Annotated in this window: 18 protein-coding genes; 14 read left to right on the forward strand and 4 right to left on the reverse strand. The window is 66.7% G+C overall.

What is annotated here, in order from left to right; genetic code table 11:
• The first annotated feature begins 201 nt into the window (after positions 1–201).
• Positions 202–951: a hypothetical protein gene (locus tag QH290_RS24095; protein ID WP_280385266.1), complete on the forward strand. Its 750-nt coding sequence runs from the start codon at positions 202–204 to the stop codon at positions 949–951.
• 134 nt (positions 952–1,085) lie between these two features.
• Entirely contained in the window at positions 1,086–1,328 is a 243-nt protein-coding gene (locus tag QH290_RS24100; RefSeq protein WP_280385267.1) for a hypothetical protein, read from the forward strand.
• Positions 1,329–1,429: 101 nt separating this feature from the next.
• Here QH290_RS24100 and QH290_RS24105 read toward each other — a convergent pair whose 3' ends face one another.
• On the reverse strand, positions 1,430–2,800 hold the full coding sequence (locus tag QH290_RS24105; RefSeq protein ID WP_280385269.1) for a helix-turn-helix domain-containing protein: 1,371 nt from the start codon (positions 2,798–2,800) through the stop codon (positions 1,430–1,432).
• Between the two features lie 187 nt (positions 2,801–2,987).
• Between QH290_RS24105 and QH290_RS24110 the strand changes: the two genes are divergently transcribed.
• Positions 2,988–3,794, forward strand: a complete 807-nt coding sequence (locus tag QH290_RS24110) for a hypothetical protein (RefSeq protein ID WP_280385271.1) — start codon at positions 2,988–2,990, stop codon at positions 3,792–3,794.
• Complete coding sequence (locus QH290_RS24115) at positions 3,791–5,011, forward strand: acyl-CoA dehydrogenase family protein (protein ID WP_280385273.1); 1,221 nt, start codon at positions 3,791–3,793, stop codon at positions 5,009–5,011. Before QH290_RS24110 ends, QH290_RS24115 begins: the two co-directional genes overlap by 4 nt.
• 21 nt (positions 5,012–5,032) lie before the next feature.
• Here QH290_RS24115 and QH290_RS24120 read toward each other — a convergent pair whose 3' ends face one another.
• The 3 genes from QH290_RS24120 to QH290_RS24130 form a co-directional block, all read right to left on the reverse strand.
• Positions 5,033–5,548: an NUDIX domain-containing protein gene (locus QH290_RS24120; RefSeq protein ID WP_280385339.1), complete on the reverse strand. Its 516-nt coding sequence runs from the start codon at positions 5,546–5,548 to the stop codon at positions 5,033–5,035.
• 285 nt (positions 5,549–5,833) lie between these two features.
• A complete protein-coding gene (locus QH290_RS24125) occupies positions 5,834–6,328 on the reverse strand; it encodes an SLOG cluster 4 domain-containing protein (protein ID WP_280385275.1) in 495 nt (164 codons plus the stop codon).
• Positions 6,325–7,602: an NsdA family TPR-like regulatory protein gene (locus QH290_RS24130; protein WP_280385277.1), complete on the reverse strand. Its 1,278-nt coding sequence runs from the start codon at positions 7,600–7,602 to the stop codon at positions 6,325–6,327. The genes QH290_RS24125 and QH290_RS24130 overlap by 4 nt, the downstream gene beginning before the upstream one ends.
• 300 nt (positions 7,603–7,902) lie before the next feature.
• On the opposite strand from QH290_RS24130, the gene QH290_RS24135 reads away from it, so the two are divergent.
• From QH290_RS24135 to QH290_RS24180, 10 genes are all read left to right on the forward strand, one after another.
• The gene (locus QH290_RS24135) at positions 7,903–8,094 is read left to right on the forward strand and encodes a hypothetical protein (protein ID WP_280385278.1); all 192 of its coding nucleotides are present in this window, start codon (positions 7,903–7,905) and stop codon (positions 8,092–8,094) included.
• Positions 8,076–9,485, forward strand: a complete 1,410-nt coding sequence (locus QH290_RS24140; RefSeq protein ID WP_280385280.1) for an NsdA family TPR-like regulatory protein — start codon at positions 8,076–8,078, stop codon at positions 9,483–9,485. The genes QH290_RS24135 and QH290_RS24140 overlap by 19 nt, the downstream gene beginning before the upstream one ends.
• 40 nt (positions 9,486–9,525) lie before the next feature.
• Positions 9,526–10,419, forward strand: a complete 894-nt coding sequence (locus QH290_RS24145) for a phosphotransferase enzyme family protein (protein ID WP_280385282.1) — start codon at positions 9,526–9,528, stop codon at positions 10,417–10,419.
• Between the two features lie 272 nt (positions 10,420–10,691).
• Positions 10,692–11,543 (forward strand): hypothetical protein, encoded by an 852-nt coding sequence (locus tag QH290_RS24150; RefSeq protein WP_280385284.1) that lies wholly within the window; start codon positions 10,692–10,694, stop codon positions 11,541–11,543.
• Positions 11,537–11,854 (forward strand): hypothetical protein, encoded by a 318-nt coding sequence (locus tag QH290_RS24155; RefSeq protein ID WP_280385286.1) that lies wholly within the window; start codon positions 11,537–11,539, stop codon positions 11,852–11,854. Before QH290_RS24150 ends, QH290_RS24155 begins: the two co-directional genes overlap by 7 nt.
• A 27-nt stretch (positions 11,855–11,881) precedes the next feature.
• On the forward strand, positions 11,882–12,061 hold the full coding sequence (locus tag QH290_RS24160; RefSeq protein WP_280385288.1) for a hypothetical protein: 180 nt from the start codon (positions 11,882–11,884) through the stop codon (positions 12,059–12,061).
• A 66-nt stretch (positions 12,062–12,127) separates the two neighbouring features.
• Positions 12,128–12,643, forward strand: coding sequence for a hypothetical protein (locus QH290_RS24165; RefSeq protein WP_280385290.1), 516 nt, complete (start codon positions 12,128–12,130; stop codon positions 12,641–12,643).
• Between the two features lie 82 nt (positions 12,644–12,725).
• Complete coding sequence (locus QH290_RS24170) at positions 12,726–13,544, forward strand: nucleoside hydrolase (protein ID WP_280385291.1); 819 nt, start codon at positions 12,726–12,728, stop codon at positions 13,542–13,544.
• Complete coding sequence (locus QH290_RS24175) at positions 13,541–14,560, forward strand: pyridoxal-phosphate dependent enzyme (protein ID WP_280385293.1); 1,020 nt, start codon at positions 13,541–13,543, stop codon at positions 14,558–14,560. The genes QH290_RS24170 and QH290_RS24175 overlap by 4 nt, the downstream gene beginning before the upstream one ends.
• 21 nt (positions 14,561–14,581) lie before the next feature.
• Positions 14,582–14,842: a cold-shock protein gene (locus QH290_RS24180; protein WP_280385296.1), complete on the forward strand. Its 261-nt coding sequence runs from the start codon at positions 14,582–14,584 to the stop codon at positions 14,840–14,842.
• Positions 14,843–14,987: the final 145 nt, after the last annotated feature.

Raw genomic sequence — 14,987 nt, forward strand, 5'->3', positions numbered from 1 at the left:
CGTCCTACCGCGCGCTGAACGACTTTTTTTTTCGCGACGTGGGCCGGCCGGGCTTGCCCGCCCCGCGCCGGCCCGGTTCGTGCCATCGGGGCCCCACCATCCGAGGACCCCAGGCAGGTTTGCGACGAGTGATTGACGAGCTACAGTATCGAACACTAGTTCGACTCGAAGTCAGTCGAGTGGGCGCCGGGAGGTGTGGCCGTGGTTGTGATGATTGATCCGCAGGATTTCGTGGGTCTGTCGCGAGCCGATCGCGACCGGGCGGTGCAGCGCAAGCTGGCTGCGGTGCCGGGCCATCACACCCGCGATAGCGGGTCAGCGGTTAAGTCCCTGCCGCGGATCGATGGGCTACTGCCGGTGCCACCGCCGTTGGCGGATATTTTGCCGGATGGTGGGATTCGGCGGGGAACGGTGACGTCGTATTCCGGTGTGGCTGGTCCTTTGGCTGGGATTGTTGCCGCGGTGACGGCGGCGGGCGGGAATGTCGCGTTGAGCGGTGTGCCGCAGCTCAATCCGTACGCGGTGGTGGAAATGTCGGGAGACTTGGACCGGATGTATTTCGTACCGGATCCGGGAGATGATCATGCCGAGGTTCTGGGCGTGTTGGTCGACGGTTTCAGTCTTGTGGTGGCGGGCGCGCGAGGCCTGGCGCTGCCGCCGTCGCGGTCGAGCGCCATCGCGGCGCGTGCGCGAGCCAGTGGCTGTTCGGTGATTCTGACGGGTGGGATCCGTTGGCAGGGGTCGGGTTTGCGTATCGTCACACGCGTGGTCGGCTATGAGGGCATCGGTCGCGGGTACGGGAGGATCACCAAACTGCGGTTCAAGATTCGCGCGCAGGGCGCTGGGCAGGTGCGGTCCGGTGTGGTCGAACACAGTCCCGCCGGCGGCGGCGTCGAATGGACCGCGGCAGCGGTCGCTCCCGTAGAGCAGCTGCAGACGGGGACGCGATGACGCGCGGGCCGGATAACAGGGGACGCGAAGGTGGCTATGGCGCATGTCGCTGGGTCGATCCCCCGATCGGTGTGTGGGTGTTCGTATCACGTTTGTGGGCTCCCCGGACAGTGCGCCGAGGATCGGACGCGCCCGTGCGGGCTAGGAGTCAGGGGCTGTGCCTCGACGACGAGCCCGGCCGCTTGGTGGAGTTGCATGTGACGGTGACGGGAGACATCGTGTCGCGTGTACATTTCGCGCCGTTGATCGAACAGCAGCGAAGCGCAGAGGTCATGTTGCTGCCGTGGGGCACTTTCGCACCAGCGAGCGAGACGGACACCATCCGGTTGCGGGAACTGGTACTCGAATTCGATCTGGGCTACGAGCTAACGTCCTGACGGTGGCACGTGCAGTCACGGCCGATAAGCGGCATCCGCGCGACATCGTCGGGAATTGCGCAACGCTCGTCAGTCGACCAGCGGCGCCGATGAAACCGGCTCTAAATGCCTGCTCGTCGTGCGAATTCCTGCAGGCCGGGGAGGTCGGTCGACCGTGGGTGCTGCAGGAGGCCTGCGGTGATTTGCTGAATGGGTTTGCGGTAACGGATTTCGTCCGGTGCGGCTCGCTCGGCGGCGAGCATGGCCCGGTAGCAGCGTTCGGGTTTGCCCCATTCGTAGAGGGCGCGGGCGATGTCGGACCAGTAGCGGGCGCGCCGTTCGGCGTGTCCGATGGCGGCCGGGTCGATCCTGCGTGCCTGTTCGATTGCTGTGCCGTAGTCGCCGAGGACGCGGGCGATGCTGATCCGGTACAAGTCTACGGCGGTCGGCCCGAATCCCGCGCGTACGCCCAGGGTGGGTGTCTCGAATCGGTTGGCGGTGTCGCTGGCCTCGCCGATCAGGGTGCTGGCGGTGTCGCGGTGTCCGTCGACGGCGGCGGTGTAGGCCGCGGTGGTCAGCAGGGTTCCGTAGGCGGTGAGGTACTGCGGCCCGCGGTGGAGGTCGGGCTGAAGCGATGCGGCGGTGTCAAGGATGAGTCGTTGGGCGGTTTCGCGGTGGCCGGTGCGGCGTAGCACGATCGACCATGCGCGGTGTGCGGCGGCGTGGGTGAGGGGATCGTCGCTGCTCAGCGCGGTCTGCATCGCGCGGTCGGCGGTTGTCCACGCCAATTGGTCGTTCCCCAGCTTGACCGTCAGCCGGGACGCCAGAACATAAACCTGGGCGAGCAGGGCATTCGCAGCGGCGACACCGTCACCGGCCTGCAGTGTCTCGCGGGTGGTCCGCGCGGCCGCCAGCAGCGCAGGAATACGTGCAGCCGTGTCGATATATCGTCCGCAGTCGAATTCTGCACACGCCGTGGCTAATTCGTGGTGGATCTGTGGAAGTGGGACAGGGATTCCGTGCACGGGTATGAGTAGGGCGCGTTGCAGCGCGGCGAGGGGGTCGGTCGCGGCGGTGGTGTGTGGTGCGGGTGAGCCGAGGACGGCGGCAGCGCCGGCCAGGCTGGTCAGTCCGGTCAGCAGCGTGCGACGACGCATAGGCTCGGTCTCCTCGTCCGGCGCTGAGATGATGCCGACGATAGCGGCGGGCCTGGGCGACCGCACCGTTTGTGCCGGGGTGTCGGCCAATCCGAACAGCCGCGGCGGCACTCCTAATGCGTCGGCGAGGCTGCGCAGGACTCGGACGTCGCTGAGGGGTTGTCGGCCGCGTTCGAGCCGGGACAGCGTTGATATCGAGTAGTTGGTGCGCGCGGCTAAGGCGGCAAGGGTGATGTTGTTCGCGCGTCGGACTGCGCGCACGACCGCTCCGTAGTCACCGGTTGCGGCAGCGGCGCGGACGGCGGCGGTGTCCCAGATCGCGGGGGCCTGGTCCATACCGGTGTCCCTTGCTCAGGCCGGGATATCGAGCGTATCGACCCGAACAGCAATGGCGCCAGCCGATTTGCGCAACCCGCAACACGGTGCCGGACTGTGCAATGGCGATGGTGCGTGCGGCCGGGGCGGGCGTGTCCTGGAAGGACCGCGTCAGCTTATCCCGTTCCTGGCGCGGCGGAGGGACACCATGAGCATCTTCACGACACGATCACCGGCGTCGGCGACAGCGACCGTCCGGGAGATGACCGCCGCCGAACTCGACCGGGCGGGCCTGCTGCACGCCGACGAAAGGGTGCGGATCAGCAGGTTCGCGGTTTTCACCCCTGGAGACGAACTGGGCACGTTGCGGCCTGTCGTGCTCGGCCGGGGCGCGGTCGTTTCCGCGTGCGCGGTCGTGCACGGCGGTACCACCCTCGCGCCCGGTGCCCGGGTGGAGGAACACGCGGTCGTCGGCAAGCCCGAGCACGGGTACGCGGTCGGCGAACTACGGTCCGGTATCGGTGGCGGCACGCTGATCGACGAGGGCGCCGTAATCCGTTCCGGCGCAATCGTGTACGCCGATGTCGTGGTCGGCAGCGGCACCGTGGTCGGCCACCACACGCTGCTACGCACCGCGGTCCGGGTCGGCGCCGACACCCAGCTCGGGCATTACCTGTGCGTGGAGCGCGCGACCCGCATCGGGCACGGTGTGCGGTGCTCGCCGGGCTCGCATATCACCAGTTCCACACAGGTGGACGACCGAGTGTTCCTGGGCGCGGGCGTGCGCACGATCAACGACAAGACACTGACATGGCGCGACCCGCACCGCGAACCGACCCTGGTCCCGCCACGCTTCGGCGCCGGCGCCAAGGTCGGTAGCGGGTCGGTGATCCTGGCCGGTGTCACGGTCGGTGCACACGCGCTGGTCGGCGCCGGATCACTCGTCACCCGCGACATCCCTGCCGGGACGCTGGCCTACGGGCACCCGGCCCGCGTGCACGGGGAGGCGCCATGAACCCGACCCTGCCCGAAGCGCTCGACACCTGGCTGACACCGTTGCGGGGCGTGGCTGACCCGGGTGGCCACCTGGACTGGGATCGCCTGAGCACCCTCGCCTGCGCGCTGGACGACAGGGTCGCGCGGCATCCGATCGGGCCCGACCTCGAGCCCGGGGCGCGACGCAGCGCGCGGTTGCGCGCGATCCGCGCCGAACTCGCGCGCGGCGGCGTGCTCGACACCGCCGGCCAGCCCGCGCTGTTCGCTGTGCTGGCGCAATTCCTGTGCGGCTACCGCGATATCGACCTGCGCGACGCCACCGGCCTCGGGCACGGCGCGCTCATCGCACGCCACGCCGGGCCAGCAATCCGGCGTCGGTGGATTCCGCGGCTGCTCGCCGGGGAACTGGCGGGGATCGCGATCACCGAACCACACGGCGGATCCAACCCGGCCGCTACCCGCACCTCCGCGACCACGACGACCGACGGCACCTGGCTGGTGACCGGCCGCAAGACCTGGATCAGCCGGCTGACCGAGGCCGCGGTCTTCGTGGTGTTCCTGCGCGACCCGCACGGCGAACTCGCCGCCGTCGTCGTCGACGCGACCACACCCGGGATGCACCGCCACGACATCCCGCCCGCCGGGCTGTCCGGATGGACATGGGGAATCCTGGATCTCGACCACGTGCCGGTGCAGCCGGCCCACGTCCTGCACGGGGAGGGAATGATGTTGCTGCGCCACCATTTCGCGCACTACAGGCCCCTGGTCGCGGCCACCGGGTTGGGTGGCGCGGCCGCCGTGTTCGACACCGTGCGCACAGCGCTCGGTGTCCGGCACGCGACCGGTGACATCGCACGGGTGCGGGATTCGGCGTTGATCACCATCGGCCGCGCGCACGCGCAGCTGACCACAGCCCTGCTCGGAACCATCACGGCCGCCGGTCTCGCCGATACCGGCCACCCGGACGCCGAGCGCTGGAGCGCAGAGATGAAGGCACACGGCATCGACATCGCCAACCAAGCCACAGCCGACCTGGCGGTCCTGGTGGGTGCGCCCGGATTCCGGGCCGACAGCCAGCTGGCCAAGGCTCGCCGGGACCTGGGCGGATTGCTGTACGCCGACGGCATCCACGACAGCCTCTTCCGAGCCGCCGGAAAACAGCACACGACCCAACCACGCACCACGGCGGTGACCACCGACGCGAGTGAGGCCGACTCGCTGCCGCTGTCGGCCTAACAGCAATGGATACCGGAGTGGTCAGGTGAGGCGGCGGCCCTGTTCACAGATCGCCGTCTCGCCGCTGCTCGCCGCGTCCAACGCGGCGACCAGCCGATCAAACAGCAACGGTTTCACCTTGCCACGGACCTGCGGCAACGTATACAAGCCCGCGGACCGTAACTCGGTACGAGCGAGGACGATCCCCCTCAGATCGGCGTCAGTGATCACGCCGCCGTCGAAGACAAAAACCACGCCCTCCGGCCGAGAGTCCTGCGGGCGAACATAATCCACCACCAGCAGCCGCCCCACACGCCGGTCCCAGCCCAACTCCTCCGCGACCTCACGCTTCGCCGTCGCCCACGGAGCCTCGTCCTGCTCCACAGAACCGCCAGGAATCTCCCAATTCGGTTTGTACGACGGCTCGACTAGCAACACCCTGTCGACATGATCGCGATACAACACCCCAGCGGCCATCCGCTTACGCGCCAACCCTGCGACGTACTGCTCAACGGGCAGAACATCGGCCGACGACTGTGTCCCAGCGCTATTCGACATGGTCACCTGTGACACCGTAACTGTGTCATCACGGCGGGTACCTGAAGGCTACGAGAACACGACATGGTCATCTCTGTTCGATTGAGGACAGGTGGAACAACTCGGTGCCCTGTCGGAACGGGCCACAGGAGGACTTGCGTGGAATGAGGATGAGCAGCAGCCAGGCCGACTCGGTACCGCCAACAGATGGGAGCAGGCCCAGATATGGAACTTGCTCGCTCGCACTCATGGGCGGCAGCTCGCTCACCGCGACCGCACCCGAGGGTGGCGAACACAAGGGCAGCTCTAACCTCTGGCACCGGACAGCGCCGACTCGACAGCTTCATCCGGAGTGGAGGCCGCGACGGCAGCGTCGACCGGCTGCCCGTCGGCATCGACGATGGTCCATCCACCTAGCGACACGACTGGCACGCCACCGCGCCGATTGGCCAACGCCAGCTCAGACAGCGTGCCCCACGATCCACCGACGACAATCACAGCGTCGGCCGACCAGATCAGGATGGCATTCCTGGCTTCGCCCATGTTGGTGTAGAGCACGGCGGACAGGCCGTCGCATATTCGCTCCGGATCGGTGTCGGGGCGGACACCGATCACAAGACCGCCGGCGGCTGAGGCTCCCCCGGCGACAGCGGCCATGACACCAGTTCCTCCGCCGCACAGGACCGTAGCGCCCGCCTCGGCGAGAAGCCTTCCGACTTCACGGGCGTTGGCCGTGTCTGCGGCGGTGCAGTTTCGGGGCCCGCAAACGGCGACTTGGATCGAGGGCAAAGGCAATGTCACTCCTTGGCCTGTTGCGCTGTGTATTGAGTGAATAGGCTAATTCGCTCCGGCAGTTCACGGGCCGTGCGAGCGGTGGCAGTGATGGCCGTAAGTTCATCCGCGGTTTTCATGACTCGCTCGACAATAGGAGTGGTGCGACGCTCCACCGGCAGCGCGAGCACATTGGTGACCCGATGAACTGCGGCGTCGAGGTCGCCGAGCCCGAGATGTGCTCGGGCAGCATCCAATTCGGCGGCGGCAACGAATTCGGGCGGGCTGGAATCGTCGAAGATGTTGAGCGCGGCTTCAGCCTGGACGAGCGCCAGTTGGCTGTGCTCGCGGCCACCCAGCGCCAAGTGAACCTCGGCAGCGTAATAGCGAGCTTTGCCGGGATCGAACCACATCACACCCGGTGCAGCTCCCGTCGATTGGACGCGTCCGAGCGCATCCATGGCGATGTCCAGCGCGGCTAACGCGCCTCGCTCGTCGGCTTGCGCTGCTCTCGCGCGAGCGAGTTGGCTCGCCAGCCGCAACCGGGTGGACGGGTCGGTCATTGCCGCCAGCCCGTTCTCGGCGTACTGGGCTGCCCGGCGGTAGTCCTGTGCCCAGTAAGCCAGGTTCGCCTGTACCCACCGTACGTACGCCCGAAGGTGCTGATCTTCGGCGAAATCGGCAGCGAGCCAAGCAGTTCGGGCGTGGGTATCTGCATCGTACGCACGCCCGAGGTCAACACAGGCATGTGCGAGGAGCGCACACACTTGACCCGCGATCAAGTACAGATCGGGAATGAATCGAGGCCGTTGGCGAGCGTCGATCATGTCGAAGACCTCACGGCGCGTCCGCGTAAGACTTGGAATCATTTCCAGCGGAGCCTTGACGAGGTAGTCGGCGGCGTAGTGGCGGACGTCGGCATGTAGCTGGTCGAGCACATTCTCGTCGACCCCGCCGGCACCGCGTTTGATCCAGCGTGCGGAGTCTTCCGTGGACATTGCTAGCTCCTGGTTCAACTGATCGAGCGCGGCCGGAACCGCTTCTGGTACTGCACCCCCGGGGTCCGGTGGCGACACAAGAGCGTCGAAAGCCAGTTTCCACACCCGTTGTGCGACGCGTTTGGCCGCAGGGCGCGCATCAGGTACGTCTCCGGCCATCCATCGGCGCAGCTGGCGCTCGGACAACGTGACGCGTTCCCGGCTTTGGCTGGCCACATGATTGAAGTAGACGCACCACTCCGCGAGGGTTCGGTCGCCGGACCGAACCAGGGCTTCGAGTACGGTGCGCGCCGCGGCGCTGTCCATAGTCATTCACCTCACGCTCTGCGTTGAAGCCACCGTAACCCGTCCACGCGCCACTATCAGGTGGTCAACGAGGCGAAGCCGAGAAGAGTCCAGCAAACGTCCGCGGAAAGTCCGGCCCGCGACCTTGCTACGTCCGCCCCTCCAACGTGAAGGTTGTCACAGCACGCACCGCCGGGCTGCGTTTGCCTACACCGCAGAACGCTCAGCTCATCTCGCCACAAGCGGACTACCAGGCCTGGGGTGATGGCCCGTCGTAGCCGCGGTGAGTGCATTCGAAGACATCGGAACTAGGGGTGACGGGTGCTCGATGTGCTGATGTGGGTGTTGATCGCCGCCACCTTTGGGGTGTTCGCCGTACTGGTTGTCCTGCTGTGGAAGCGCGACTACGAGCGGGCGAATCGCACCACCGGTCGGCAAGCTGCCCACTCCAAATGCGATAGCTCGGCGAACCGCACGCACGGGGACGAGTGTGGATGGACAAGGAAGCGCTGACGTTGATGACACGAGAGGCGAGCTGGGGTAGCCGGCTGCGCACTTATCGCAAGAACGTGCTGCAGGTTAATCAGCAACGGTTCGCTGAGGCCCTGAACGAGGCGGGTGCGAAGCTGGGACTCAAGTTGTTCTGCGATCAACAGCATGTATCGCGTTGGGAGCGCGGAACGGTCAGGCAGCCAGGCGACGAGTATGTCATGGTCCTGCGGGAGCTAGGTGCTCCCGTCCCGGAAACCACACGGGCAGATCAGCGTGCCGTATTCGATGCCGAGTTCGTGCCGTATCCCTCGCAGCCGAATGTCATTAGCGTGGACGATGTGGATCGCCGAAAGTTCCTTGCCGCTGTCGCAGCTGCGGCGACCGTCGGATCGACATCCGAGCTGGCTCCTTGGTTGCCTACGGCTGATTCCGGACCGATCCCGATCCCGGGCCGGGTCGGCATGGCAGATGTTGACTTCGTCCGGAGCGTCACGGCGGGACTTAGTGGGCTCGACCAACGCCACGGAGGCGGCGCTGTCATCGACTCCGCTTCGGGGCTTCTAGGATGGAGCCAGGGCCTGCTGGGCCACTGCGGCGATCCCGCGACGACGCTTTCAATGTCGGTGGCACTGGCTGATCTTGCACGGCTGACGGGCTGGGCTTACCACGACATCGGTGATCAAGCGCGTGCGAGAAGCTACCTCACTCTCGCGTTGTCGTACGCCCGGGGTGCCGGTGCGGACAGTCTCGCCGCTTCGATCCTGTACGTGTTGGGGCGGGTCAGCCTGGTTGAGCACCAACCGCGCGAAGCGCTGCGCATGTTCCAGCTGGGTCAAATGAGCGCTCAAGATGCGTCGAACGCTGGCGAATCCGCCCGGCTGTACTCCAATACGGCCTGGGCCCACGCCATGATGGGCAATCGACAGCAGATGCTCGACGCGCTCGCCAGGTCAGAACATGAAATCGGCCGAGCGAACACCACGGAACCCGACCCGTGGACTGCGGTCTTCTTCACCGCCGGTGAGCAGGCCGGACTGACATCGGTGATCTTCAACGAGCTGGCGCTCTCGACCGATGACCGGCGCATCGCCGAGGACTACACGGTGCAGGCGTTGGAACGGGCACTTTCCTCGTTGGCGGCAGCGAACAGTAGCCGCCCGATCCGAAGCGTGCTGTTCGACCACACCCTTGCCGCGGCCACTCGATTCCGGCTGGGTGACACCGCTGCGGCGGTCGCTTCTGCGGATTCCGCACTCAAGATGACGGGAGATGTACTCAGCGCCCGGGTCGTTAGCCGCCTGCGGACGATGACCGAATCAGCTCACCCCTTCCGCAAGCACCCAGACGTGCGCGAGATCTGTTATCAGGTGCAGCAAATGGCCTTGCCCGCACCGAACGCATTGACGAGTTAGTGCCCAGCGGTGCCGCTGGCGCTCGAACTAGGATGACCGGGTGGCGACGAGTCTATCGCCGCGTCGCGCAGCAGAGCTGCACGCGGCAGTGGTGGAATCCTGTGGCCGGATGGGCGTGGACCCTTCTGGGGCACAGCTGATCAAGTACACCGTCAATGCCGTGTATGCACTCAATGCGCCGATTGTTGTCAGGGTCGGGTCCGGCGACGTCGGCCATTTCCGCGGACAACGCCTGGTCGAAGTTGCCCGCTGGCTGACTGAGCAAGACGCACCAACGATCCGGCTCGTAGAGGGAGATCAGCCAGTCTGCATCGACGGGTTCACCGTCACGTTTTGGCACAAGGCTCACGCTCGAAACAACTGGAGCGCTCAGCATCTGGTTGCTCCGTTGCACGCACTTCACCGATTGGCTCCGGGCGGGTCGGCGTTGCCAGCGTGGGATCCGTTCGAAACCGCCCGCCGCCGATTGGCGGGCGCGGACGCCGGAATCGCAGAGGATGATCTCCGCTGGTTGCACGCCGAATGGCAGGCCGCGGAGCAGGACTACGCCGCCGCGCGGTCCACGATGCACATGGGGGTCATTCACGGTGACCCGCACACCGGCAATCTGTTGCTGGACGAGCGCGGACGCATCGTGTTGTGCGATCTAGACGAAACCGGGATCGGCCCGCTGGCATGGGATTTGGTGCCGCAGGCGGTGGGCGCTGCGCGGTTTGATCGCGCCGACTTCTATCGCCAGTTCGTCAACGCCTACGGGTCCGATGTGCGGGACCTTCCGGAGTGGCCGGTCCTGGCTCGCATCCGTGAACTGATCATGGTCACCAGCGTTCTACCCGACCTTGGGCACCGTCCGGAAACCGCCGCCGAGCACGCACATAGGCTTGCTTCGCTGCGGTCGGGTGATACCTCGGTGATCTGGCACTTATATCGCTGAAACCGTCCAGTTTCGGACTACCGTAATGGTCAGCTGGAGGTACTCGTGGTGTATTGCGAACCATCGCGTTGCCGTATTTGACGTATTTTCATGCCGTTGAGGTATTAGGCGTATCGGGGCTTGACTCGGTACATGATCGCAGGTCATCGCGTTGAGCCGCTTCGGGCCGCTGCCGAGCCCTGCTGCCGAATTTGCCACCACGCTCTCAATAGTCCGGCACTCATGGCAGACGATGCCGTCGTCCGTGGCTGGACCGGGCACTAGGGGGCGGGATGAATCCGCGACCGTTGCTGCTGGGGTATTTCCGCGAGGATTGGGTGCTCGACGCTGCCGATACGGAGCGCCAACTCGCTGCATTTGCCTTCGACGAGGGTTTCTGTTTTGAACGGGCATATCGCGACGCCGGTACATCAACGGGGTCGTTGTGGGTGCTCGCGAACGAGCTGGATCGTGGCGACATCCGCGATGTGGCGGTTCCGTCGCGGTTGCACCTGGATGGGGCGCCGGGGCCGAAGCGGGTGGTGTGCCGGTTGTGGGAGATGGATCCCGCGGTGCGGCTGTGGTCGCTGGAGCCGGGGGAGGGCCAGGTCGTGTTGCGTCGGCGCGAGCGGGGTGCCGCACGCTCGCGCCGGTATGTGACGGAGCTGGACGCGTTTCGGTGCCCGGTATCGGATACGGGTCGCGCGCTGGCGCGGCTGCATGTGCACGAGTGCCTGGCGCGGGCAGGTCTGCGCGACATGGCGACCGCGGTGGACACCGTAGTGACGGCGTTCGTCGACGAAGCGGTGGCCGCCGCGCGACGGCGCACGTCGCGGGAGTACCCGATCTACACCCGCACCACGGAGGCGCTGCACAAGCTGGGCAGCGAGGCAATCGGCGACATGTGGGTCCGCCTGCTGATCAACGTCGCCGACCAGCTGGTGGTCGAGGTTGTCGAGTCTCGTGAACACGATCGCGACGGCCTCCCGATGGCTGTCGTGCCGCTGGGCGACTGGTACGGGCGAATTCGTCCGCGTGAGGGCGGAACGCTGAGCTGGTGCGCGCTGCCGTTGACGGCGGCGTGGACGGAGATGGCCGCCGCGGTGCGGGCCCACCACAACGTCGTCGCCGGAGGTGCATGGTGAGGGCGTACGCGATTGTGCGCGAAGACATCTCGAAGGACGCGACCGACGCGCATGTCACCCGGCTCCGCGAGCTGGCGGCCGCGTGGCACTGGAATCTCCGCGGTGTGCTGGTGGCGTCCGACGATTCCCATTACGGGCTGCTACTGGCGACATTCAGAGATTCCCAGATCGCGAAGTTGCTGGTGCCGTCGGTCGTACACGTGACCGGGTGGCTGGAGCTGATTCGGTGTCATGTCGATGTGGAGACGCTGGAGCCGCGAATGCAGTGGCCCCGGCTACCGGCCCCGCAAGCGGAAGCTGCGGCCGGGTGAGCCGGGGTGGACGCGATGAAATGCCATGTGACCGTGGAGTTCCCGACCGATCAGCTGCCGATCGTCGTGGAGTACCAGGCCGAGCAGGAGGCGGCGCGGCATTTCGCGGAAAAGATGGCGCAATCCCAGCACGTCGCGCACGTATCCATCGACAACGACCTGTCTCCGGGCCTGCCGGATATGCCGTGTGAACGCCTATGGACGTGAACCGTGGCCGGCCAACCGAATGTGCTTGAGTCCCTGCCCATTTCGACAACTCTTATCGAGGACGCAATGACTATCTCTGCAGTACTACCCGCGCCCGACACCGTCTACGGGGATTTGACGGACTTCGCCATCGCGGAGGCCTTGGCGGTCATTGAGGAGCGCCGCCAGCGGCAGGAGTTGTACGAGCGGTTGTACGGGCCGACCGAGTATGACCCGCGGACGCACGCGCTGACGATCCTGCCGTATCAGGTCCGCGCGATCATGACGCCCGCTGCGCTCGGCGAATCGATGCTTGAGACGCTGGGCGGGCGGCGGTTGCCGATTTACACCGTCGCCGGTCGCGGCAATCCGCTCCGGTGGGTGTTCCTCACGCAACCGCCAACTGCCGACGACGATCTCGTTCAGCTCGCCAGGGAGATTCTCATGGTGCCCGCCACCGCGCTGGGCCCCGGCGGGGAGCTGGCGCTGCCGACGCCGGGCGATGACCGCCGGGTGTGGAAGTTCGGCGTGCCGGACAGGAGCACCGAGCCTCCGGCGTACGCGGAGGCCGTCCGCGCTGCGACGGGGGGACGGCGTGCCTGATTGCGGACTGCTGGGCGGTAACCAATTGGACAGAGCGACCTACTATTGGGGATCTGACCTGGCATATGACCCGGATGATCTGGTGTCGCTGCCCATCGCCGCGCGGCTGTGTCCGCGGTTGGTTGTGGTCACGTCCGACGAGACGCACGGGCGCCGGGCTCGGTTGGCGCGGCACATGCTCGACCTGATGGACCTGCCGGACGTGCCGGTGGTCCAGGGTGTGGACCTGGGTGGGCATCACCGATTCCTGCTCGACGACGAGCTGCCCGCGAGGAATGGCCGATCATTCCCTGAGATCGATGAGCTTGTGGGGATGCTCGAGGACGCGGTCGCGGCGGGTCCGGTGGTGTGGGTCGGGCAAGGGCCGATGAGTGAGCTTGCGGCGGCGCTGGTTCGGGCGCCGCATCTGGCCGAATCGATCCGGGTCACGCAGATGGGGACCTGGCTCGACCACTACCGCAACAAGTCCCGCGCGTCACATAACATAGACACTGATCAGAAGGCCGCGAACATCGCGCTGCGCCTGGCACACCAACCACAGCTGGTGCTGTCGGACCACACGAACGTCGACGAGATCGCGATCGGGCCGGACTCGATCCTGTACAAGTGGCTGACCGCGCCGGGTGCGCCGGCGTGGGCGCAGCTGGTGGGCGCGAACATGACCGCGTGGTGGGCGTGGCAGCGCAAGCGGAACGCGCCCGCGCTGACCCGGATGCATGATCCGCTGACGCTGAGCGCGGCACTGGATCTGTCGTTCGTGACCTTCCAGCCGCAGCGGATCCGCATGATCGCCGACGGCCGAATCCATCGCGACCCGCACGGCCGCGAGGTATTGGTCAGCACCGGTGTTGCGTACGGCGAGTTCGACGACTGGTTGCACGAGATGGTGTGTGTCGCATGACCGGCCGGATCGCCTGTCACCCGCACATCATCGACGCGTGGGCCGGGATCGAGGACGCGATCAGGCCTCTGTCGTGCGAGGACATCGATGCCGCCGCGCTGCCACGGTCGGTTCCCGGTCGCGTGGTGCTGGCGCGAGAGCATAAGCAGCACAGCGGATCTGTCCGCGCCCGCGGCGCGCTGTGGTTCGTGCGCGCGAAGCGGGAGGCCGGTGCGCTGCCCGCGGTGGGGATCGCGGTGGCGGCGGGGACGGAGTCGGCGGCCGCGGCGTGGGCGTGGGCTGCGCGGAGCGAGAACGTTTCGGCGACGCTGTTCGTGCCGCGGCTGGACGCGGCGACTGTGCGGGAGTTGCGGGGCGGGCCGGTGACGGTGGAGGTGGTGACCGACGGTGATCCCGCCGCCTGCCGCGACACCTTCGCGCGCGAGGTCGGGGCGATGACAGCGAGCCCGGAGGATCCGCTGCTCGCCGCCGGAGCGGGCACCTGGGTACTGGCCATGACGAGCCTGGTGTGGGATCTGGCCACCGTGATGATCCCGGCTGTCGACGACGCGGACGAGGGACTGCTTTTGGGCACGGTCGCGGCCGCGCACCACTACGGGATCAAAACCGTGGTCGTCGCCGTGGACGGCACACCGATACCCGCTGCGGCGCAACAGGTCCTGTCCGGCGCGGAGTTTCCGGGGATGGTGCCCGATGGGCACCGGGGTGAGCCTCGAGGTGGTGACGGTGTCGGCGGCCGACGTCGGCACCGCCGCGTGGATGCTGCGGCAGCGCGGCCGCCAGGTCACGGCCGAGGGCGCGGTGGCGTGGGCGGCGCTGACCACCGACAGAGACCAGCCGCGCCGTCGTTACCGGCCCGACCACAACGAGACGGTGACCGTGCTGTTGGCCGGGCCGCCGTCGCAGGCGGATGCGCGGGATCCGGTGAATCCGTTTCGGCCGCAACCGAAATCGGCCACGCCCGGCGCGGACACGGGCCGCTGACAGGCCTGCGGGCAGCAATCCATGCGAGGTGACAGGAAGGAACGAAAGCAGCGATGGCGACGGGCGTTGTGAAGTGGTTCGACGAGGAGAAGGGATTCGGGTTCATCGCCCAACACGATCCCGACGAACCTGATCTCTTCGTGCATTACTCCGGCATCGCCGAAGGATATGGACGTCGGATGCTGGTCGAGGGCCAGCAGGTCGAATTCGACATCGACCGACGCCCGGCGAAAGGTCCGATGGCCGTTGACGTGCGGCCCGCCGCGAACGACAGCGGGCGCGACGAGCGGCAGGAACGCGGCCATGGCGGATGAGATGCCATCACAGCGGCGGGCGTCGTCGCAGGCAGGGAAGATGGGCTCTCGCACTGGCCGCAGCCTGGGCCACGCCGCTGCCACGACTGTGGCCGGAGCAGGTCGCCGCGGCCGTCGAGAGATGGCCTTTCGCCTGCGGCGAGCC

Origin of the sequence: Nocardia wallacei, from assembly GCF_029869545.1 — a bacterium.
Classification (GTDB): Bacteria; Actinomycetota; Actinomycetes; order Mycobacteriales; family Mycobacteriaceae; genus Nocardia; species Nocardia wallacei_A.